Source organism: Pandoraea pneumonica (genome assembly GCF_049918595.1).
Taxonomy (GTDB): Bacteria; Pseudomonadota; Gammaproteobacteria; order Burkholderiales; family Burkholderiaceae; genus Pandoraea; species Pandoraea pneumonica_A.
This window is the reverse complement of record NZ_JBNCRZ010000005.1, coordinates 357,910-379,895: the sequence shown is the minus strand read 5'-3', so window position 1 is coordinate 379,895 and position 21,986 is coordinate 357,910. Positions and strand designations below refer to the sequence as shown.

Here is a 21,986-nt window from a genome sequence, read left to right as displayed (position 1 = left end):
ATAGTGCCCCTATATAAGCCGGTATAATCGCGCATGACTTCAAAAGCCCCCGATTCTCGCGCCGACGGCGCCCCCTTCTCGAGCCTGCCGCTCTCGCCTGCCATGCAGGAGAACCTCGCACGGCTCGGTTACGCCGCGATGACGCCCATCCAGAGCGCATCGCTGCCCGATATGCTCGCCGGGCACGACCTCATCGCCCAAGCCAAGACCGGCAGCGGCAAAACCGCCGCGTTCTCGCTCGGACTGCTCCAACGTGTGGATGTGCGCGACTTCGCCGTGCAAGCCGCCGTGCTTTGCCCCACCCGTGAGCTCGCCGAGCAAGTCGCACAAGAAGTGCGCCGGATCGCCCGCGCCGAAGACAACGTCAAGGTGCTCACGCTGTGCGGCGGCGCCCCGCTGCGCCCGCAGGCTGAGAGCCTCGCGCATGGCGCGCACGTGGTCGTCGGCACGCCGGGACGCATCATGGATCACCTCGAGCGCGGCACGCTCTCGCTCGCCAACGTGAAGACGCTGGTGCTCGACGAAGCCGATCGCATGCTCGACATGGGCTTCTTCGACGATATCGCCACCGTGGCCCGTCAAACGCCCGCCTCGCGCCAGACGCTGCTCTTCTCTGCGACGTATCCGGAAGGCATTGGCAAGCTGGCCCAACGCCTGCTGCGCAACCCGCGCGAGATTCGTCTGGAAGAAAAGCACGACGCCAGCAAAATTCGCCAGCGCTTCTATGAAGTGCGTGAAGAAGAGCGCCTGCACGCCGTGGGCCAGTTGCTCGATCACTTCCGCCCGGTCAGCACGATTGCGTTCTGCAACACGCGCGCCCAGTGCCGCGATCTGACCGATGTGCTGATGGCCGAAGGCTTTCACGCGCTGATGCTGCACGGCGATCTGGAACAGCGCGAACGCGATCAGGTGCTGATTCAGTTTGCCAACCGTAGCTGCTCGGTGCTGGTTGCCACCGACGTGGCCGCGCGCGGGCTCGACATCGCACAACTCGAAGCGGTTATTAACGTGGACGTGACGCCCGACCCCGAGGTGTATGTCCACCGCGTCGGGCGCACCGGCCGCGCAGACGAAGACGGCTGGGCCTTCAGCCTGGTGAGCATGAACGAGATGGGCCGCGTGGGCGCCATCGAAGCCGCGCAAGGCGGCGAGGTGCCGTGGCATAAGCTCGACGAACTCACGCCTTCGGGCAGCGGCCATTTGCTGCCGCCGATGGTGACGATTCAGATGTACGGCGGCAAGAAAGACAAGATTCGTCCGGGCGACGTGCTGGGCGCGCTCACCGGCGAAGCAGGGTTTGCCGCCAGTCAGATCGGCAAGATCAACGTGCTCGAGAACTTCACGTATATTGCCGTGGAGCGCGACATCGCCCCCGTGGCGCTGCGCAAGCTCAACGACGGCCGCGTCAAAGGCCGTAAGGTCAAAGTGCGCTACATGCAGCAGGACTGAAGTGTCAGCAAGCTAACGCCCACGCCGCGCGCGGCAAGGAGGCTGCAATGAGGTCGTCGCAAACGTCACGTCCCCTGTTGTCCTCCTTCGCTGCGCGGTGTGCGGCGCTCATCGCTGCGGCACTGCTCGCCGCGTGCAGCACCAAGGGCATTCCGCCCAATCCCCAACTCACCGAAGACACTCTCGACGAATACGCCATCGTGATCGTCGGTCTCGACACGCCCTTGCAAAGCACATGGGGGCCGTGGAGTTATTCGGATTTTTCGCAGACGGTCAACGGCATCGTCGCCGGTAAGGTCACGCGCACGCTCAACACCAACCCGCCGACACGCGGCTTTGTCGCCATGCGCGTGTCGCCACCCATGCGCAATGAGCGCTTCGGGCCGATGGAGTTCGTGCCTGCCGACAACAGCTACCGCTTTCGCTATTGCAAGGGCCGCAAGGTGCCGACGATACAGGTGCGCCGCGGCGACGTGATTTATGCAGGCACGCTGGTGCTCGACAGTCACGACGGGCAGATCTGGTTACGTACCGAGTTCGATATGGCCGGTGCGCGCCGGTTTGTCTCGGCAAACTATCCGTCGCTCGCAGGCAAGCTGCAAGGTCAGCCCTTCACCTACTTCGAGGTCAAGAGCGAACCGGGTTGCCGGTAAACCGCTTGTGGCGTCGGTTATCCACTGGCGCAGCCTAAAGTGCTCAGCCCTCGTCGGCCGCTTCACCCGGCGCGAGGACGATTTCGCGGCCTTCGCATAGCGCCTCAGCACGCGCACTGAGTTCCTGCGCCACATCCGCCAAATGACGACGCAGCGTATCGGCCAGTACCGACTCCGGCTCGTGTGCCGGTCGCAGCATCTCGACCGGAAAATCAATCGCCGGTGACACCCGGTACAGACATTGCGTCTGCACATGCGCGCTGGCTGCGGTGAACTGGTCGAGCAACGCATAACCGAGCCCGTGCTCGACCAGCGCCGCCGCGAGCGAGTAGGTCTGCACCATCACTTCGGCATCCTGCAAAAGCGCGGTTTGCTCCAGACGCTCATTGATCAGCGCCCCGAGCGGCGTGTCGTCGTGCAGCTTGATCAGGTCGCGCCCGATCAGCGCCTCCGCACTCGCTTGGCCACGCCGCGCGAGCTTCGGCCACGCAGCGGGCACGGCCAGCACGATATGCCCCTGCGCAATCGGACGGCTCACGATACCGGCCGCCATGGGCGGTGCCGAGACGATGCCCACGTCGACCGACGACGTGAGGATCGCCGTGATCATCTCGGTCGTGTGGTGCGTGATGAGTTCGAAGACCACATCGGGATGGGCGCGCCGCATGCGCTCGATGGCCGCGGGCAGCAGACTTTGCGCAAGGCTGGGCGTGGCGGCGATGCGCAGATGACCGACACCGTGCTGACGCAAATTGCGCGACGTGGTGCGAAGGCGCTCCAAGTCGCTGAAGATTCGCTCGACGTCGGGATAGAGGCGGCGCGCTTCGGCAGTAGGCACGAGGCGGCCCTTCACGCGATCGAAGAGCTTGAATCCGAGCTGCTGCTCGGCATGTTGAAGCACCCGTGAGACCACCGGTTGCGAGACGTTGAGGAGTTGCGCCGCGCCACTCGCCGAGCCTGTCAGAACCACTGCGCGAAACGTCTCGATATGCCGCAATTTCATGCCTGCTGCCGCTCCTGTGGCGGGCCGCACGTCGCGACGACCCTATAGCTAAAAGACATATGCTGCCTCAAAACCGCATAGGTTGGCGATTTTTATCGCTCTACACTGCGTAACAAAGGCCAAGGAAAAAGCGCCTGCGGCGGCTCCCCCGTCCTGCTGCCGCGAATATTTTCCGCCTTGCAATTCCCTGCGTTTTTGGTTGTTATTCATCGTCATGCATATTGGAGTCATCGGGGCGGGCATCGTCGGCCTCGCCAGCGCGTATCAGTTGCTGCGCGCAGGCCACGAGGTCACGGTCATCGACAGTGGGCGCGGCCCGGGTCTGGGCACAAGCTTCGCCAACGGCGGCCAACTGAGTTACGGCTACGTGTCGCCGCTCGCGGCACCCGGGGTCCTGTCGCAACTACCGTCGCTGCTGTTTTCGCGCACCGGCCCGCTGCGAATCAAACCGTCGTTCGATCCGGATTTCTGGCGCTGGTCGATCGAGTTCGTCAAACACTGCAATACGCAGGCCAATGCCAGCTCGACGTTGCGTCTGCTCTCGCTTGGGCTGCATAGCCGCGAAGTGATGCTGGAGTTTCTCGCGCAAGAGTCGGTGTCGTTCGACTATCGACTCAGCGGCAAACTCGTGGTGTATCGCGACGCCGCTAAGCTCGCCGCCGCCGAACGCTCGCTCGAACTGGCCAACGGTCTTGGCTACGCGCAACGCCGTGTCGACGCCGCCACGTGTGCGGCACTGGAGCCGGCGCTCGGCAAGATCGCGGGCGAGCTGGCCGGCGGGATTCATACGCCGGGCGAAGGCACCGGCGACTGCCAGTTGTTGTGCAAAGAATTGGCGCGACTCGTCGGCGCCCATGCACGCGGCACGTTGCGCTTCGATCAAGAAGTGACCGGCTTCGACGTGCGCGGCGACGCAGTGCAAGCGATCCGCACGCGCGCCGGCGATATCGAGGTCGACGCGGTGGTCGTCGCCAACGGACTCGCCGCCATGCCGTTACTGCGCACGGTGGGCGAATCGATTTCGCTGTATCCGCTCAAGGGTTACAGCTTGACGTATCGCGACGCACCTGAAGCGGCACGCCCGCAGGTGTCGGTGACGGATGCGGACAACAAGGTGGTGTATGCAAGCCTTGGCGATCACCTGCGTGTTGCAGGCATCGCCGATCTGGTGGGTTACGACTATCGCATTGCCGAGCACCGCATCGATGCGCTGCGCTCGCTCTCGGGCGACTTGTTCCCGGCATTGCGCGGTGCGCATGCGCCGCTGGAGTGGACGGGGATGCGTCCGGCCACGCCGCATGGGCGTCCGATTCTCGGGCGCGCTGGCCGGTTGGGCAACTTGTGGCTGAACGTGGGCCACGGCGGATTGGGTTTTACGTTGTCGATGGGCGCCGCACGCGTCATCGCCAATGCGATCGACGGCGAGCAACCTGCCGTCGATCTGGCAGGGTTTGCCCGGCTGGCCGCGTAAGGTTCGGTGCCCGAACATGTTTGGTTGTATCGCTGTTTTTGGTTTTGATATTCCAACGGCGCGGACCACCGTGCCATTTGTTCCTATAGGACTGAGACCATGAAGAAGCTGTTTGCCCCTTTGCTGCTCGTCAGCGCCGCCGCTAGCCTGTTCGCGCACACTGCCAGCGCAGAAGAACTGACCGGCACGCTCAAGAAGATCAAGGACACTGGCGTGGTGGCGCTCGGGGTGCGCGAATCGTCGATTCCGTTCTCGTACGCGGACAACACGGGCAAGACCATCGGGTATTCGCAAGAAATCGCGCTGAAGATCGTCGACGCGGTCAAGAAGAAGATCGACGCGCCGAACCTGAAGATCACCGAAACGCCGATCACCTCGCAGAACCGTATCGTGCTGATGCAAAACGGCACGATCGATCTGGAGTGCGGCTCGACCACGCACACGTTCGAGCGCGCCAAGCAAGTCGGCTTCTCGCACAACATCTTCCTGTACTCGATCAAGATGATTGCGAAGTCGGGCTCGGGCATCACCGACCTGAACAGCCTGAAGGGCAAGACGATTGCGACGACGGCAGGCACGACGGCCGACCGCATTCTGTCGGGCAAGAAGGGCGAAATCGGCTTCAACCTGATTCAGACGAAGGAACACTCGGACGGCTTCCTGACGGTCAAGCAAGGCCGCGCCGTGGCGTTCGTGATGGACGAGCCGCTGCTGTACGGTCAACGCGCCGCGCTGCCGGCCGAAGAAGCCAAGGGCTACGAAGTCGTCGGCCCGAACCTCCAGTTCGAAAACTACGCTTGTATGTTGCGCAAGGACGATCCGCAATTCACCCAAGTGGTGAACACGGTGATTGCCGACATGGAAAAGTCGGGCGAGATGGAGAAGCTGTACAACAAGTGGTTCACGCAGCCGGTGCCGCCGAAGAACCAGAACATGAACTACCCGATGACGGTGGAAATGCGCGCCATGTTCAAGGATCCGGTCACGAAGGCTTACGACTGATCGGTTGATGCAGTGACGCTGTAGACCGGCGGTCCGGGGTGAGCGAAGTCGGCGCACCCCAGACCGTCGGGCAGTTCAGGGCGAGACGTTTCGCCCGTCGGTGAAAGTTATTAGTTGTCTGTTGAATTGCCACGATCATGAACACGCACGCAACGCTTGGCATTCTGGGCGGTATGGGGCCTGCCGCAGGGATCGACCTGTGCCGCAAGATTGTCGATCAGCATCCGGCGAACCGAGATCAGGATCACATCCCGTTCATCCTGTACTCGGTGCCGCAGATTCCCGACCGGACCGAGGCCCTGTTGCGTGACGGCGCGTCGCCGTTGGACGGCATGCTCGACGGCGTTCATGCGTTGGAACAATCGGGCGCGGGCTGCATCGCCATCGCCTGCAATACCGCGCACGCGTGGCTCGAAGCGCTGCGCACCCAGACCCATCTGCCGGTGCTCGACGTCGTCGACGCCGTGGCTGGCGAACTGTCGCGCTGTGTCGCACCCGGCGCGCCCATCGCCCTGATGGCGACCGAAGGCACCCACCACGCTAACGTCTACCGCCCGCGCCTTGAGGCGCTCGGGTATCGCTTCGTAGCGGCAGCCGAACCGCTGGCGCAACAGGCACTGGTCAACGAAGGCATCCGCCTGACTAAAGCGGGCGACATCCGGCGTGGCGGCGAAGCGCTCGCCATGGCGATGGAACCGCTGCTCGCGGCAGGCGCGCAGCGCGTCATCCTTGGTTGCACCGAAATTCCGGTCGCCCTTGCCATGTGTGAAACGCCGCTCGCGCGTTTCGGCCTCGACGCCTCCGCCGCTCTCGCGCGTGCATGCATCGCTTGGTCGTTGGCCCACGAGTCGGACCCAACGCCGGCTCGTCAGTAATCTTCCCCGCACGGCTTCGGCAATTTCCCACGCCGAAGCCCCTCATTCCCATGTCGTGAGTAGGCCTATGCGTATTCGTACGTAGCCAAACCCGGCACGCACTCATGACGCATCGCGATGTTGCATCGCAATGACAAAAATCCATCATTCGGACCCCCGCAAACGCATCGCGCTTCGGTAGACTTGCGCACGCACGATAAACGCTGCCAAGACGGCACGGCGCCCAACAAAAACGCCGTTCGCGAGGCAGTTATCAGCCAAACGGCAGGTGTCGTGCAGGAAAAAAACCCCAGGGGCTTGTCAGAAAAAAACCCACAAGGGAAAACCTGTGGAAAGCGGCATGAAACGGGGGTTACAGCCACCAAAATCACTGGCGTCTTTGGCTATAATGGCCCACAATCCATCGGACACCTGCCGGACCAAGGTCCGGCCATGAGCGCGTTTGCCTGAACGGGGAAGCAGATGAGCGGCGGCGCGCTCGACGTGAAGCATGCACAGACAACAACAATGAGTTCAGATCGACTCCCAGCCGGTGTGCCTTTGGTCGAACCGTCGACCCTGGCACCGGCACTCGCCGAGGTTAGCGCCCCGGCACCGGCACCGGCGTTATCCCGGGCGCTGGTCGAGCTGACCGGCGGACTTTCGGCACATGTGGCGGCCGATGGCCGCTTCCTTTTCATTGCCGACGCTTCCCTTCGCCTGCTCGAATACTCACGCGAGTACATCGATCACGCGACGTTGATGGAGCTCACCGGCATTGAAGATGTGCCGTTGTTGCAAGATGCCTTCTCTGCCGCCCAGACCCTCGGTCCCCAGCAGTGCACCGTACGCCTGCTGCGCGGTTTGACCGATCGCATCTGGATGCGACTTCGCATCGCTCAATACACCCCGCGTATCGCCGGCGCCCCGGCCACCTTCCTCATTCAAGGGGAAGACATCACCGCGTTCAAGGAAAACGAAGCACGCCTGTCCGATCTGGCAGTGCGTGACGCCGTGACGGGGCTGGGCAATCGTCAATATATCCAGCAGTGCATTACCGAGGCGATTCAGCACGCCCGACAAGGCGGCCCGAACTTTGCCGTCGCCCTGCTCGATCTCGACGGTTTCAAAAAGGTCAACGACTCGCTCGGCCACGACGTGGGCGACCAGTTATTGCACGATGCAGGCCAGCGCCTGATCGCCCAGATTCGCGAAACCGATATGGCAGCGCGCATGGGCGGTGATGAGTTCGTGCTCGTGCTGCCGGGCTGCGATAACGAACAGGCGCTCGGCGGCATCATGAAGCGCTTGCTTTCCGCAGTGCAGCAGCCGTTCCAGGTCGGTGACCAGTTGCTTCACCTGACGACGAGCATCGGCGTCTCGTTCTTCCCGCAACACGGCGACTCGGCCGGCCTGCTCATCAAGCATGCCGACGCCGCCATGTATTGCGCCAAGGACCGCGGCCGCAACGGCCTGTTCGTCTACACCGACGATCTGGGCGACCTGCACCGCAAAGCCTTCTCGTTGGAATCGGCCATGTTCGAGGCCATTCACAACGGCGAGTTCAGCTTGCATTACCAGCCGATCTGCGACCCGATCACGCTGAACGTGAAGGGCGTGGAAGCGCTGATGCGCTGGCACCCGGCGCTTGGTCCGGTCTCGCCTGCCGAGTTCATTCCACTGGCCGAAGCCAACGGTCTGATCAACCTGCTCGGCGGCTGGGCCCTGCGCGCGGCCTGCATGCAGTTGGCCCGCTGGGGCAGCACGCGGCTCGACGGGCTGTACATGTCGGTCAACGTCTCGGCACAACAATTCCACCATCCGTCGTTCCCGAGCCTGGTCTGGCAAGCGATTGCCGACTCGGGCGTGGAAGGCCACCGGCTGGTACTCGAAATTACCGAAAGCGTGCTCATGCGCGACCCCGAGCAAGCCAACCTCGTGCTGCGCGAATTGCAGACGCTGGGCGTGCGCTTCGCCGTGGACGATTTCGGTGCGGGCTATTCGAGCCTGGGTTATCTGAAACGATTCCCGCTCTCGGCGCTCAAGATCGACCGCAGCTTCGTGAAAGACATGCCCACGTCACCGAACGACCGTACGATTGTGACGGCGGTCTTGGGGTTGGCACGCGAGTTGGGGCTGTCGGCGGTCGCCGAAGGGGTGGAGACCGAAGAACAACGGCAGATGCTGATCGATCGCGGCTGCCATTCCATCCAGGGCTGGCTGGTGTCGAAAGCCCTGCCTGCGGGAGAACTCGAGGCGGCCTTCGCGAGCGGACGCCTCAACGTGGATGCCGGACACTGACCGGACACCCCGCCAACATGAGCCTGACGAAAGAAAAAACGCTCGAATTGCTGTGGCAGCGCATGGCTGAGCGCGGCGACTTCCCGTCGCTGCAACGCTCGGTCACGGGCATCGTGTCTGCCATGCAAAGCGAAAACACCAGCACTGCCGACCTCGCGTCGTCGGTGCTCTCGGACTTTGCCCTCACGCAGAAAGTGATCCGGCTGGCCAACTCGGCCATGTACGCCCCGTTCGGCTGCAACGTGACGACCGTCTCGCGCGCCATCATGATTCTGGGCGTCGACACGATCGGTCACTTGGCATTGAGCTTGAAGCTGCTCGAAGGCTTCGGCGAAGTCGCGTCGCGCCGTGACGACATGGCGCGCGAGCTGGCCCGCGCCACGCTCGCTGGTGCGTTCGCCCGCGACATCACGGCCAAGAACGGCATTCGCGACGGTGAAGAAGCCGTGGTCTGCACGCTGCTGCACCATGTCGCGCGCCTGCTCGTGACGTACTGCTTCCCGAACGAATGGATCGAGATTCAGCGAATCGCTGCCGAAGAAGGCATTAGCGACAGCGACGCCTGCGAGCGCGTGCTCGGTATCACGTTCCCCGAGCTGGCCGAAGCCGCCGCCCGTAAGTGGGGCTTGCCCGAGTCGATTGCGACCAGCATGCGCCCGATCGACCTCGAAGGCGACGCCCCGCTCTCGCACGCCGACTGGCTGTGCGCAGTGGCGAACATGTCCAACGAGATGGTGACGGAACTCACGCGCGGGGCCGACCCGGCGCGTCTGGCCGAACTAGCCGAGCGTTACGCCGACCGGCTCGCCCTCGATATCAGCGAAGTGGTCTCGGTGGGCGAGGAAATGGCCCGCGATACGAGCCATCAAGAATTCATCGCGATCAGCACCCGCGCCTCGAACAAGAATCCGCCGCCCGCGGGTAAGCCGCTCGATTCGGCACGCCGGCTCGCGGACGGGCTTTCCGAAGTGCGCGCCGCCACCGGCGAGACCGATGCCGTTGGCCTGCTCAATCTCACGCTCGAAGCGATTCTGCAATCGCTGGGCTTCGTCAATTGCGCGGCGTTCGTGCGTGTACCGACGAGCAAGGTCTTCGAGATGCGTTTCGGCATCGGGCGCGACGTGCAGCCGCTGCTGGGCCTCACCTTCCCCGAGGCGTTCGAGCCGGACGTGTTCCACCTCGCGCTCACCAACGGCCGCGCCATCCTGATCGACAACGCGCGCGAGCCGCGCATCGTGCCGCGTATTCCGATCTGGCACCGTCAACACTTCGCGCACGTGAAGTCGTTCTTCCTGCTGCCGGTGCGCCAGCGTAACCAGACCGTGGCACTGCTCTACGGCGACTGGGGCGGCGCGCTGTGCGCAGGCGGTATCGGCGCGAAGGAAATGGAGTTTCTGCACCATATGGGTGAAGAGATTTCCAGCAAGCTCGAGAGCGCGGCGCAGCACGGCGCTGCACCTGTCACCGCCAGCGACTCGCTGCGCAAGCCAACGGGCACCACCGGCGCACGCTGATTAGCGTCGCGCCGGTTCATACGCCCAATACAATCTTTAGTATTCCGGATTCGATATAGTCCGAGGCCACCGCGTGGCTTCGGCGTTTTCCGGCTGGACGATTCCACCACCGCGCAGCCCTGCGCGCCGACGTCGCACACGTCGCTCGACCTATCTGCCAACCCCATATGCCGCAAGGCTTTTCAGGCCATCTGGCGGGGGGATCGGCAACGGCATACCATGTCGCGAATACCGCAGTTTTTCTCCATCGTGAAACGCATTGCGTGGCGCGCCTGACGCGCGTTGCCGCACCGGCTTGTTTTTGACTGCACTCGCTGCCGCTCAATAAAAAATTTACGCTCGGTTCCGCCATGTAACACAACGATGTCCCACCGTAACGTCGGATCAGGAGAAGACATGACGCAAACTGCCGCAGCCGCACCGGTGCATCCGGTCGACGAGCGCCTGCCGCTCCCCAAGTTGTTCACGCTGGGCCTGCAACACGTGCTGGTGATGTACGCGGGAGCGGTGGCAGTGCCGCTCATCATTGGCGGTGCGCTCAAGATGTCGGTCGACCAGATCGCGTTTCTGATCAACGCCGATTTGTTCGCCTGCGGCATTGCCACCCTCATTCAAACCCTCGGCTTGTGGATCTTCGGTCTGCGCCTGCCGATCATGATGGGCGTGACGTTCACCGCTGTGACACCGATGATCGCCATCGGCACCAACCCCGATCTGGGACTGCTCGATATTTATGGCGCGACCATCGCTGCGGGCATCATCGGCATCGTCATTGCGCCGTTCATCGGGAAGTTGCTAAGGCTCTTCCCGCCGGTCGTCACTGGCACGGTCATCACCGTGATCGGCATCTCGCTCATGGGGGTGGGGATCAACTGGGCGGCGGGCGGCTTCGGCAATCCCGACTACGGCAACCCGCTGTATCTGGGCGTGTCGTTCGCGGTGTTGCTGTGCATTCTGTTCATCACCAAATACGTGCGTGGTTTCTTCTCGAACATTGCCGTGTTGCTGGGCATTTTGTTCGGCACGATCGTGGCGGTGGCGCTGGGTAAGGTGTCGTTCGCGGGGGTGAGCGAGGCACCGTGGTTCGGCTTCGTGATGCCGTTCCACTTCGGCGTGCCGCGCTTCGACCCGATTGCCATTGCGACGATGACGCTGGTGATGCTCGTGACGTTCATCGAATCGACCGGCATGTTTCTCGCGGTGGGCGATATCGTCGGGCGTCCGGTCGATCAAAAGACGCTGGTGCGTGGCCTGCGTGTCGACGGGCTGGGCACGCTGATCGGCGGTGTCTTCAATACGTTTCCGTACACCTCGTTCTCGCAGAATGTGGGCTTGGTCGGTGTAACGGGCGTGAAGAGCCGTTGGGTGTGTGCGATGGGCGGATTGATTCTGATCGTGCTCGGGTTGTTTCCAAAGGTGGCGCACGTGGTCGCTTCGGTGCCGCAGTTTGTGTTGGGCGGTGCGGGCATCGTGATGTTCGGGATGGTGACGGCGACGGGGATCAAGATTTTGTCGACGGTCGACCTCGCGAAGAACCGCTACAACCTGTACATCATCGCGATCAGCATCGGCGTGGGGATGATTCCGGTCGCCTCGGACAAATTCTTCATGAAGTTGCCGCACGCATTGGCGCCGTTCTTCCATAGCGGCATTCTGCTGGCGTCGATCAGTGCGGTGCTGCTTAACTTCCACTTCAACGGGCTGCGCAGCGAAGAGGAAGCCAGTGCGCTCGCACAAGAAGCAGGGCGACAGGCGGACGCGGCGCATTAAACACGGACGTGTCGGCGTGATGGATAAGGGGGCATGCGTGCCCCCTTCTTTATGCCCAAAACGGATGTGCTGCCAAGCAACGGCAGTGCACACAAGCTCAGGCAGCGGCCAACAGATGCTTGGCATTGCGCTTGATCTCGCGCAATTCATCCGCCAACGCCGCTCTCGCAATCTCGGCGTCGTAATGATTTTGTAGATTGAGCCAGCTCTGCGCGTCGACACCGAAGAAGGCGCCGAGACGCAGCGCGGTATCGACGGTAATCGCACGCTTGCCGTGCACAATTTCATTGATACGGCGAGGGGGCACACCGATCGCCTTCGCGAGTGCGTATTGCGAGACTCCCATAGGGCCGAGCCAATCCTGCATGAGGATCTCGCCGGGTGTTGCCAGTGGGACTTGTCGGGCCATGTCGGATCTCCAGGAAATATTGGCGGATTGCGCAGAAATATCGGAACGCACCCATGCATCGCTCAGTGGTAATCCACTATCTCGACGGCCGAGGCATTGCCCGCGTCGAAACGAAAACACAAGCGCCACTGGTCGTTGATGCGAATGCTGTATTGCCCCTGACGCTCGCCGCGTAGCGCCTCAAGTCGATTACCCGGTGGCGCACGCAGGAACGTGAGTGTGGCGGCAGCATGCAATTGCTGAAGCTTTCGCGTTGCGACAGCTTCGATCATTCGCCAGCGCATTACCCTGCGTCCATCAAACAGCAAGGCGGTATCTCTGCATTTGAAATCTTCGATCACGAATAATAACGCAACGCGTTATTAACGCGTGACGCCAATAGTAATGCGAGGCGTCGTTCACGTCAAATTCGGATACGAGGTCCACGCAGTGGTTGGGGGGCCACAGATGTCCTCATCCTATCGAAAACCCCTCAATGAAAATTCCGACTTGAGATGGTTAGCTCGCCCAGCATCGGCGAGAGATCGATCAGGCGGTGAGCGACCAGATGCATGACGCGCTCTTCGCGTTGCCATACTCCCTCCACGCCCAACAACGACGACGCCAGCAATTCCTTGCGCTGCGTCTCCACCAGATCGGGCCACACGATCACGTTAATCACGCCCGTCTCGTCTTCCAACGACACGAATACCGTGCCGTTTGCCGTGCCCGGCCGCTGCCTCCCCGTCACGATGCCCGCCGTTCGCACCCGCCGCCCGTGCACTGCCTCCGCCTGCAACGCCTTCGCGGTGCGCACCCGCATCTTCTCCAACTTCTCGCGCAACAACAGCAACGGGTGTCGGCGCAATGTCAGCCCCGTGCTCGCATAGTCGGCCACAATGTCCTGCCCCTCCGGCATCGGTGGCAAGACCACCCGCTCGTCAGCACTGCCCGGCACGGCGTCGCGCAAGGTCGTCGCGCCCAGCAACGGTGTCGGCGGCTGCCATGCCGCCACCGCCCAGCGCGCCTGACGCCGCCCGCCCAGCAAGCCCGATAACGCATCGGCCGCCGCTAACGCATCGAGATCGTGCCGCGATAACGCTGCCCTCGCCGTCAGGTCGTCGATATCGGTAAACGGCCGCTGCTTGCGCACCCGCGCAATCGCCTGCGCCCCATCGTCAGACAGCCCCTTGACCAGCGACAACCCGAGCCGCACCGCCGGGCGCCGGGCATTGCCATAGCGCCCGATGCGCGCTTCGGGCAAGGAGTCCACATCGCTCACGCAAACATCGACCGGACGGACTTCGACCCGATGCCGCCGCGCATCCTGCACCAATTGCGACGCCGAATAAAACCCCATCGGCAAACTGTTGAGCAAGCCGCACAGAAACATCTCCGGCGCATGGCATTTCAACCACGCACTCGCGTACGCCAGCAAAGCAAAACTCGCCGCATGGCTCTCCGGAAAACCATACTCGCCGAAGCCCTCGATCTGTCGGCAAATCGCTTCAGCAAAATCGCGCGGATAACCGTTCTTCAACATGCCATCGACAATGCGTGTCTGGAATTTCTCAAGCCCGCCCTTACGCCGCCACGCCGCCATCGATCGACGCAACTGGTCGGCATCGCCTGCCGTGAAGTCGGCGGCAATCATCGCCACCTGCATCACCTGCTCTTGAAAAATCGGCACGCCCAGCGTGCGTTCGAGCGCTGCCTTGATCTCTTCGCGCGGATAGTCCACCTTCTCTTTGCCCTGCTTGCGCCGCAGATACGGATGCACCATGCCGCCCTGAATCGGCCCGGGCCGCACGATCGCCACTTCGATCACCAGGTCGTAATACGTGACCGGCTTCAGACGCGGCAGCATGCTCATCTGCGCCCGCGACTCGATCTGGAACACGCCGATGGTGTCGGCACGGCGAATCATCCCGTACGTCGCCGGATCTTCTTTCGGAATATCGGCCAGCGTCATCGGCACACCGCGCCACTCGCCCAACAAGTCGAGCGTGCGGCGCAATGCACTGAGCATGCCCAGCGCCAGCACGTCGACCTTGAGCAGCTTGAGCGTGTCGATGTCGTCCTTGTCCCACTGAATGACGTAGCGGTCTTCCATCGCCGCCGGGGCAATCGGCACCAGCCGCGAAAGCTTGTCGCGCGAGATCACAAAGCCGCCCACGTGCTGCGACAAATGCCGCGGAAAACCAATCAGACGCGCCACCAGATCGGCCCATAGCCGCGTGGTCGGCGCATCGGGCGAGAGTCCCTGCGCGGCCATGCGCGCGAGCAGATTCTCGCGGCCATCCCACCACTGCTGGCTCTGAGCCACCTGCTCGACAATCGATAAGTCGATGCCCAGCGCCCGCCCGGTGTCGCGTACCGCACTGCGCATGCGGTAGCTGATGACGGTCGCCGCCAGCGCAGCACGATCCACGCCGTACTTCTTATAGATGTACTGGATCACCTCTTCGCGCCGCTGATGCTCGAAGTCCACGTCGATATCGGGCGGCTCGTTACGCTCTTTCGACAGAAAACGCCCGAAGAGCAATTGCACCTGATCGGGGTCGACCTCGGTAATGCCAAGGCAGTAACACACCGCCGAGTTGGCGGCCGAGCCGCGCCCCTGACACAAGATGTTCACGCTGCGCGCGAAGCTCACGATGTCATAGACCGTCAGAAAATACGGTTCGTATTCGAGTTCGCCGATGAGCTTCAACTCGGCCTCGATCAGCTTGCGGACCTTCGGCGGCACCCCTGCCGGATAGCGGCGCTTCAATCCGGCTTCCACCTCCTGATGCAAATAGGTCTGCGGCGTGTGACCGGGCGGCACCAACTCTTCCGGATACTCATAGCGCAGGCTACGCAGATCGAAATGACAACGCGACGCGATCGCCACCGTCTCGGCCAATGCCTCGGCCGGATACAGCCACGCGAGACGTAAGCGCGCGCGTAAGTGTTGCTCTGCATTCGCCGTGAGCGCGAGCCCGCACGTCTGCACTGGCTGGCCTAACCCGATGGCGGTCAGCGTGTCTTGCAACGGCTTGCGCGAGCGCACATGCATGAGCACATGCCCCGTGGCCACGAGCGGCACGCCGCACTCGGCCGAGATCGTGCGCAGCTTCGCCAGATGCGCTTCGTCGTCGGCACGGTGACGGCGTTCGAGCGCGAGCCATAGACGTCCCTCGCCGAAGGTTGCCGCCGCCCAGCGTGTTTGCGCGAGCGTCTGCGCTGCGCTCGCGTCGGCATCTGGCACCAGAATCAGCAGGCAGCCAGGCAGACCACGCAGATGTGCCTGCGCTTCGTTAGGCGCGCTGAAATCGCGGGGATGCAAACGATAGCTGCGCTTCGGGCCACGCATGCGCCCGAGCGTAATCATCTCGGAGAGATTGCCGTAACCTTCGCGATGCTGCGCGAGCGCCACCAGATGCACGGTGCCCGGTGGTTCGAGATTCGGCACCAAGCCCGTCGCTAAATCCTGGCTCGGCGTCAGACGAAATTCACTGCCGACGATGAGCGACACCGACGGATGCTGCACCGCTTCGGCCAATGCCCGCACCACGCCTGCGAGCGAACATTCGTCGGTAATGGCCAGCGCGGTGTAGCCCAGATGCGCCGCACGTGCGATCAACTCTTCCGGATGCGACGCGCCGCGTTGAAACGAGAAATTCGACAGACAGTGCAGTTCGGCATACGCAGGCAGACTGCCGTCGTCGGCGGCACGCGGGTCGGCCGGATCGGCCGCCGGTGCGTCAGCACTGTCGTCGTTGGCGGCGAGGCCTTCGGTCGGGCCCTGCCAGGGCAGGAAATCGTCGATATCCATGAGAACACCCGCGCGCGGCGATCAGCCGAACAAGCCATGCAGATACCACGCGGCATCCGCACCATGGACCGGACGCTCGCGAAACAGCCACAGCAACGCGCCAGTCGTATCGGCCGCGATGAAGTAGTCGCGCGTGACTGTGCCCGGCTCCCACCAGCCCGCTTCGATACGCTCGGGGCCACTGACCAACTGCAACGGCCCCTGCCGCCACGGACGCTCGTCGCGCACCATGAGCCGTTGCGGCGCATCGAGCAACCATGCCGGACGTGGCGGTATTGGGGCGCGATCGACCTCCCCCGTCACCGCCTTTGCCTCATAAGCGACGCTCGCAAACGCCGCCTCGGGGCGATGATCGCCACGCACTTGCAGCCGTCGCACATGCTCGTCGCCCAAACGCGCCGACATGCGCTCGATCAATTGCACGAAATCTTGCCGGGCACGTCCCGGCTCGGGCAGCAAGCTGCCGCTCAGCGGCACGTGCGCAGCGGTTTGCGTGACGTCGAGCCGCAACGTGAGTACCGGGGCCACCAGCGGCGAGCGTGCCAATCGCTCCTTACATAGCGACAGCAAGTGCGCCGGTGCCGCACTCGCTTCGGCCAGCCGGATGTCGAAACGCGTCGGCGCGAGCGTGTGACGTCCCAATGGTTCGTGTTCAAGGATGAGCGTGAGGGCGCGCGTGGCCAGTTGTCCGGCCGTCAACCAACCCGTGAGTTGCGCGAGCAAGCGACGCAGGCCGAACAGCAACACTTCCACATCGTGCGTGAGCGACGGCAGCGGCAACACCGCCTCGAAGTGCGGCGGCGCGCGGTACCAAGCCGGGGCTTCGGGCGCCTCGCCATACGCACGCGAAAGCGCCGCCGGGAGTGCCGCACCGCAACGGCGTCGTATGCCGCTGGTCGGTAGCGCACGCAACTCGCCTAACGTGGCGCAACCAATTTGCGCCAGCCAGTCGAGCCACGGTTGCGCATCGGGCAGCAACGCCACGGGCAGCGTATCGAGCTGCTGTGGCAGCGCTGCCAACGGCGGAGGCAGGCAAGGCGCGAAAGTATCGACAAAGACCGTGGCCTCCTCCCGATCGTCCTCCCTATTGCCTTCCCTATCGCCCACACGTGCCAGCAATGCCGCTGCGCTGGCTGTTGTCGCGACACCGAGCGACGCGCGATGTCCGAGCGCATCGGCACTGTCGAGAATCTGTGCGGCGAGCGACGCCAGCCCGCCGAACAAGCGCAGGCTCGGCGCAACATCGATCAGCACACATTGATGCGGCGCGATGGCGACATCGGGGCCGAAACGCAGCAACGCCAATGCCAACGCTTCGAGTGCGACGGTCTCGGCCGCTTCGTCGCGCTCGTGAAATCTCGCTTGTGGCAACAACGCGAGCACCCCGCCCCGGCGCATGCCCGGTTGCACGCCCGCCGCCTGCGCGGCCTCGCTCGCTTGCCACACACGCGACTGCGCGAGCACGACGGTCGTGTCGACGACCGGTGCGCGCTCACCTTGCGACTCGCCGTGGGCCCGCGTTAGCTGACCGGGACTGGCAAGCTCAAGCGCGAGCGTCGGCAAATGCAGGGCGATCCAGCAAGCCATGCGAGACTCCGGAAACGGAAGCAGAAGGCACCACCGACGGTGCAGAGGAAGGCGCTGGCCGAGGGGCTGATGGGATAGCGGTATCGTCCCCGGCCACCGGTTGTGTCGGGTGTTCCGCACGCACATACGGCGCGGGCAGTGTCAGCCAGAGCGGCTCGGTACGGGGCGGCCCCCGGCGCTTGTGGAATTGCACGCCGAGACGGCTATCCTCGCCAACCTGCAAGCCAAGCCGCAGTGGCGCAGCGGAAGCGGTGGCCGCCGCCGTGGGTGCTCGCATGACCCACGCGAGCGCATCACCGCCGCCCGAGGCCACCTGAAGCCGCCGGATTTGCTCAGGCGTTGCCGCTGGCAACCATGCCAGCACCGCGCCGCAGCACGCACTCTTGAGCGCCTGCTCGGCACACCAGAGCATGTCGCGGTCTTCGCCACGCACCGCACGAGTTCGGGGAGCGGTGCGGCTTGTCGATACCGATGCGGAAGTCGAACGCGCGCCACTGCGCACTGGCCGTGTCACAACGCTCAGCCAGCGCAGGTCGATGCCCCATCCGGCCAGCGCCGGGGCATATGGCAGCATCGGCGGCGCGATCACCACCACCGGTTGCCCGGCCTGTGTGAGATCGCGCAACGCCGGTGCCAGCAGCCGCCACTCACCGATGCCCGGGCGCTCGCTCAGCAACTCGGTCACCGCACCATGCGGCCAGCCCGCACCGGGCAGTTCCGCGTCGAGCGCGGCGAAGCCTGTGGTGTGGCCAGCGCGGTGGTATTGCGCCAGTTCACTGGCACGCCACAGCCCGGCGGGCAAAGAAGAGAGCGGCAGAGTCATGACGCGTCACAATACTGTATGGATATACAGTATAGCAGGTAGAACGCTATTGCCGTGCCAGTCTGCGCATCGGTAAACGTCGATGGATACCGATGAAAACGATAAAGCCCCGACGTATCGGGGCTTTGCTGTGGGTCGCTTCAGCGCATCTCGCAATGCGCAATGCGCGATAGGCACGCCGTCAGAACGCCGACTTCAGCCAGAGGATGGTGTTCGGCGTCAACAGCAGCAATATGGCGAAGAATCCACTCGGCTCGCGCAGCCAGTCAAGCAGCGGAATCTCTTCCCCGTAGTGCTTCTCTCCCTTCAGGCGCGCCCACCCGCCGCCAAACACCTTGCCGAGCACGGCGAGACTATTGATGAACAACGCCCCGGCAAAAAGCGTTCCCCACACGAAGGCCAAGCCAAAGGGCAGCACGGCATGCATATCCGATTTTCGCCCGGTGAACATTTGAATCGCCTCGGCAATCAGCCAACCGACAAAGAGTGCCAACGCATAAATCCAAAGCGCGCGCTTGCGCTTCGCCCCTGTTTCATTCACCGCAACCGATCCCGTCACCTTGCTCATCGTGTTCCCCCGTTATTCGAGCACTGAGCATTCTGTGGCAAACACAAGCGCCACTCAAGCGAAATCCAGAGGGTCGCCACGAGACCGGTGTCCCGGTATGCTCGTCGTCAATTGCGCGCTCCCGCCCTCCCCCATGCCACTGCCGACCACCGCCACTGCCCCGTTCTGTCCCGCCGAAGTCAAAGGCAGCATCGTGATCGACGCCAGCGAGTCGCGCTGGCGCAAACTCAAGCGTTTTGCCGGGCCGGGTTTGCTCGTGGCCATCGGCTATATGGACCCCGGCAACTGGGCCACCGATATTCAGGCGGGTTCGCAATTCGGCTACTCGCTGCTCTGGGTGGTTGCGCTCTCGAGCATCGCCGCGATCTTTCTTCAGATGCTTGCTGCCCGGCTCGGCCTCGTTGCAGGTAAAGACCTCGCCCAAGCCAGCTACGAACGCTATGGCCGCACCGGGCGCGTCGTGCAATGGGTCACAGCGGAAGTCTCGATCATTGCCTGCGATATCGCCGAAGTGCTCGGCTGCGCACTCGCCTTCAAACTCCTGCTCGGCGTGCCAATCGCGTGGGGCATCGTGCTGACCGCATTCGACACGATGATCGTGCTGGGGCTGCAAGGCAAAGGCTTCCGGCAGATCGAAGCCATTGTGCTCGGGCTGATCGGCACCATGGCGTTCTGCTTCGTCGCGCAAGTGGCGATGGTGCCGCCCGACTGGCACGCGGTGGCCGCCGGTCTTGTGCCCGGTGCCCCCAGCCACGACCGGCGCGATGCCATCGTGCTGGCGCTGGGCATCGTGGGCGCCACGATCATGCCGCACAACCTCTACCTGCATTCGTCCATCGTGCAAACACGGCGTGTGACCGGCGGCAAGCACGGCGACATTCGCGACACCCTCGCACTCGTGCGCATCGATACATGGGTGTCGCTGGTGATCGCGATGTTCGTGAATGCGGCCATTCTCGTGCTTGCTGGATCGGTCTTTCACGCGAGCGGCCAGACGAGCGTCACCGATATCGAGCAAGCCTACAAACTCATCACGCCCATTGCAGGCAGCGCCGCCGCCTTCCTCTTCGGGATTGCATTGCTTGCCTCGGGCCAAAGCTCCACGCTCACGGGAACCATCGCAGGCCAAGTCATCATGGATGGCTTTCTGCACATGAAGATTCCCTGCTATCAGCGACGGCTGATCACGCGAGGGCTCGCGCTCGTGCCTGCGTTAATCGGCGTGCTTTGGCTGGGGGATGGCGCAGTCGGCAAGCTGCTCGTGTGGAGTCAAGTGCTGCTCAGTCTGCAATTGCCATTTGCGATGTGGCCGCTTATCCGCTCGGTCAGCGACCCGCGCGTGATGAACGGCGACACGATCGGGCGACCCACGCAAGTCGTTGCGTGGGCGCTGTTCATCGTGATTACGGCGACGAATCTGCTGCTGATCTTCGGGCTGGATTGATGACTACAGACCGAGATCGCTCAGTCCCGGATGATCGTCGGGGCGGCGCCCGAGCGGCCAGTGATACAACCGTTCGTGTTCGCCGATGCGAGTGTCGTTGATGCTCGCATGGCGCTCGGCCATCAGCCCCTGTGCGTCGAACGCCCAGTTCTCGTTGCCATAGGAACGGAACCAGTTGCCGGAATCGTCGCGCCACTCGTAGGCGAAGCGCACGGCGATGCGGTTCTCGGTAAACGCCCACAACTCCTTGATTAGCCGGTAGTCGAGTTCGCGCTGCCATTTGCGCGTCAGAAATTCGACGATCTGGTCTCGCCCGCGCGGAAACTCGGCGCGATTGCGCCAGCGGCTGTCGGCGGTATAGGCCAACGCCACCCGCGACGGGTCGCGTGAATTCCAGCCATCTTCGGCCATGCGCACTTTCTGGATCGCTGTCTCACGTGTGAACGGCGGAAACGGTGGGCGGGCTTCACTCTCTGACATGGCAACGCTCCTTTCGCAAATAGGAACACGGGTCGTGCGAGTGTAGCGCCAAGCGATTTGCGCTGCTCGCTACCCATCTGCTACCCATCGCGCTACCCATCGAGCTGGCCGACGGACTGCACGGTCCCCGGGTTGCGCCGGATTGGGGTCATGGCATACGCCACCTATAGTGGTAACGCATTACCCGGACCGATAGCCACACCGCGCGCCCGAGCGCGGGAATGCTCGCAAGACGCCACACGCCACTGCGCTGATGTGCCGTTGCCCTATTGCCGATGCACATACGTGTGTTCGTGCAAGCGCAAGCGTCGTGCTCAGGCTTCGTCTCCGGGAGTCACTATGTTCCGCCTCGTCAATCGCTTCCAACGCTTCTCCCTTTTCCCTACCCTCGCCGCGCTCGGCTTGTGTGCGCTATCGCCACTCGCGCATGCCGACCCGATGCATCTGTCCGACATCAAACAAGCCAATGGGCAGCAACTCTCGGTCGACGACTTACGTTCGCTGATGCCCGGCGCACACGTCACCAACATGCTCGACAACGGCAGCACACGCAAATGGGTCAATGAAACCAACGGCTCGCTCAACGCCACCACGGATAACAAGGGCAACATGGGCTCGACCACCCGCCTCGTGCAGACCGCTCACGCCACCGGCACCTGGTCGGTCAACGACAACGGCTCGTACTGTGTGAACCTCGAGTGGCGCGCCATCACCGAGAACTGGTGCCGGTTCATGTTCAAGGTCGGCGACAAGTACTACGGCGTCACCTCGCTCGCCAACGGTGCCGCCCTCGCCACGGAATTCCACTTCGAGAAGTAACCAACAGCGACCGCCAGACGATAAAACGCCCCGGTGCTGCGAA

The 21,986-nt window shown here is 63.1% G+C and carries 19 protein-coding genes; 11 read left to right on the top strand and 8 right to left on the bottom strand.

Features of this window, described 5'->3' with window-relative positions:
* Positions 1 to 33 precede the first annotated feature (33 nt).
* On the top strand, positions 34 to 1,449 hold the full coding sequence (gene dbpA, locus ACPWR9_RS21825) for an ATP-dependent RNA helicase DbpA (protein WP_426300542.1): 1,416 nt from the start codon (positions 34 to 36) through the stop codon (positions 1,447 to 1,449).
* Between the two features lie 47 nt (positions 1,450 to 1,496).
* Positions 1,497 to 2,102, top strand: a complete 606-nt coding sequence (locus ACPWR9_RS21820) for a hypothetical protein (protein WP_426300540.1) — start codon at positions 1,497 to 1,499, stop codon at positions 2,100 to 2,102.
* Between the two features lie 43 nt (positions 2,103 to 2,145).
* On the opposite strand, the gene ACPWR9_RS21815 is transcribed toward ACPWR9_RS21820, so the two are convergent.
* A complete protein-coding gene (locus tag ACPWR9_RS21815; protein ID WP_426300538.1) occupies positions 2,146 to 3,105 on the bottom strand; it encodes a LysR family transcriptional regulator in 960 nt (319 codons plus the stop codon).
* Positions 3,106 to 3,319: 214 nt separating this feature from the next.
* Here ACPWR9_RS21815 and ACPWR9_RS21810 point away from each other — a divergent pair, with 214 nt between their 5' ends.
* The 7 genes from ACPWR9_RS21810 (at position 3,320) to ACPWR9_RS21780 (ending at position 12,017) form a co-directional block, all read left to right on the top strand.
* The gene (locus ACPWR9_RS21810) at positions 3,320 to 4,576 is read left to right on the top strand and encodes a D-amino acid dehydrogenase (RefSeq protein ID WP_426300536.1); all 1,257 of its coding nucleotides are present in this window, start codon (positions 3,320 to 3,322) and stop codon (positions 4,574 to 4,576) included.
* A 99-nt stretch (positions 4,577 to 4,675) separates the two neighbouring features.
* A complete protein-coding gene (locus ACPWR9_RS21805) occupies positions 4,676 to 5,578 on the top strand; it encodes a transporter substrate-binding domain-containing protein (RefSeq protein WP_150681436.1) in 903 nt (300 codons plus the stop codon).
* A 137-nt stretch (positions 5,579 to 5,715) separates the two neighbouring features.
* On the top strand, positions 5,716 to 6,453 hold the full coding sequence (locus ACPWR9_RS21800; protein WP_426300534.1) for an aspartate/glutamate racemase family protein: 738 nt from the start codon (positions 5,716 to 5,718) through the stop codon (positions 6,451 to 6,453).
* Positions 6,454 to 6,570: 117 nt separating this feature from the next.
* The gene (locus ACPWR9_RS21795) at positions 6,571 to 6,903 is read left to right on the top strand and encodes a hypothetical protein (RefSeq protein WP_426300532.1); all 333 of its coding nucleotides are present in this window, start codon (positions 6,571 to 6,573) and stop codon (positions 6,901 to 6,903) included.
* A 57-nt stretch (positions 6,904 to 6,960) separates the two neighbouring features.
* Entirely contained in the window at positions 6,961 to 8,733 is a 1,773-nt protein-coding gene (locus ACPWR9_RS21790) for a putative bifunctional diguanylate cyclase/phosphodiesterase (RefSeq protein WP_426300530.1), read from the top strand.
* A gap of 17 nt (positions 8,734 to 8,750) precedes the next feature.
* The gene (locus tag ACPWR9_RS21785) at positions 8,751 to 10,247 is read left to right on the top strand and encodes an HDOD domain-containing protein (protein ID WP_426300528.1); all 1,497 of its coding nucleotides are present in this window, start codon (positions 8,751 to 8,753) and stop codon (positions 10,245 to 10,247) included.
* A gap of 396 nt (positions 10,248 to 10,643) precedes the next feature.
* Positions 10,644 to 12,017: a nucleobase:cation symporter-2 family protein gene (locus ACPWR9_RS21780; protein ID WP_426300526.1), complete on the top strand. Its 1,374-nt coding sequence runs from the start codon at positions 10,644 to 10,646 to the stop codon at positions 12,015 to 12,017.
* 97 nt (positions 12,018 to 12,114) lie between these two features.
* On the opposite strand, the gene ACPWR9_RS21775 is transcribed toward ACPWR9_RS21780, so the two are convergent.
* The 6 genes from ACPWR9_RS21775 to ACPWR9_RS21750 form a co-directional block, all read right to left on the bottom strand.
* The gene (locus ACPWR9_RS21775) at positions 12,115 to 12,426 is read right to left on the bottom strand and encodes a HigA family addiction module antitoxin (protein ID WP_426300524.1); all 312 of its coding nucleotides are present in this window, start codon (positions 12,424 to 12,426) and stop codon (positions 12,115 to 12,117) included.
* A 62-nt stretch (positions 12,427 to 12,488) separates the two neighbouring features.
* Positions 12,489 to 12,710: a type II toxin-antitoxin system RelE/ParE family toxin gene (locus tag ACPWR9_RS21770; RefSeq protein ID WP_426300656.1), complete on the bottom strand. Its 222-nt coding sequence runs from the start codon at positions 12,708 to 12,710 to the stop codon at positions 12,489 to 12,491.
* 188 nt (positions 12,711 to 12,898) lie between these two features.
* Entirely contained in the window at positions 12,899 to 16,222 is a 3,324-nt protein-coding gene (locus ACPWR9_RS21765) for an error-prone DNA polymerase (RefSeq protein ID WP_426300522.1), read from the bottom strand.
* Between the two features lie 21 nt (positions 16,223 to 16,243).
* Complete coding sequence (locus tag ACPWR9_RS21760; RefSeq protein WP_426300520.1) at positions 16,244 to 17,809, bottom strand: Y-family DNA polymerase; 1,566 nt, start codon at positions 17,807 to 17,809, stop codon at positions 16,244 to 16,246.
* On the bottom strand, positions 17,766 to 18,632 hold the full coding sequence (gene imuA, locus ACPWR9_RS21755; protein ID WP_426300518.1) for a translesion DNA synthesis-associated protein ImuA: 867 nt from the start codon (positions 18,630 to 18,632) through the stop codon (positions 17,766 to 17,768). Before imuA ends, ACPWR9_RS21760 begins: the two co-directional genes overlap by 44 nt.
* 181 nt (positions 18,633 to 18,813) lie before the next feature.
* Positions 18,814 to 19,200, bottom strand: a complete 387-nt coding sequence (locus ACPWR9_RS21750; RefSeq protein ID WP_426300516.1) for a hypothetical protein — start codon at positions 19,198 to 19,200, stop codon at positions 18,814 to 18,816.
* A gap of 133 nt (positions 19,201 to 19,333) precedes the next feature.
* On the opposite strand from ACPWR9_RS21750, the gene ACPWR9_RS21745 reads away from it, so the two are divergent.
* Positions 19,334 to 20,644 (top strand): Nramp family divalent metal transporter, encoded by a 1,311-nt coding sequence (locus ACPWR9_RS21745; RefSeq protein WP_426300514.1) that lies wholly within the window; start codon positions 19,334 to 19,336, stop codon positions 20,642 to 20,644.
* A gap of 3 nt (positions 20,645 to 20,647) precedes the next feature.
* Here the strand turns inward: ACPWR9_RS21745 and ACPWR9_RS21740 are convergent, their stop codons facing one another.
* A complete protein-coding gene (locus tag ACPWR9_RS21740; RefSeq protein WP_426300512.1) occupies positions 20,648 to 21,124 on the bottom strand; it encodes a DUF1348 family protein in 477 nt (158 codons plus the stop codon).
* A 339-nt stretch (positions 21,125 to 21,463) separates the two neighbouring features.
* On the opposite strand from ACPWR9_RS21740, the gene ACPWR9_RS21735 reads away from it, so the two are divergent.
* A complete protein-coding gene (locus tag ACPWR9_RS21735; RefSeq protein WP_426300510.1) occupies positions 21,464 to 21,943 on the top strand; it encodes a DUF995 domain-containing protein in 480 nt (159 codons plus the stop codon).
* Positions 21,944 to 21,986: the final 43 nt, after the last annotated feature.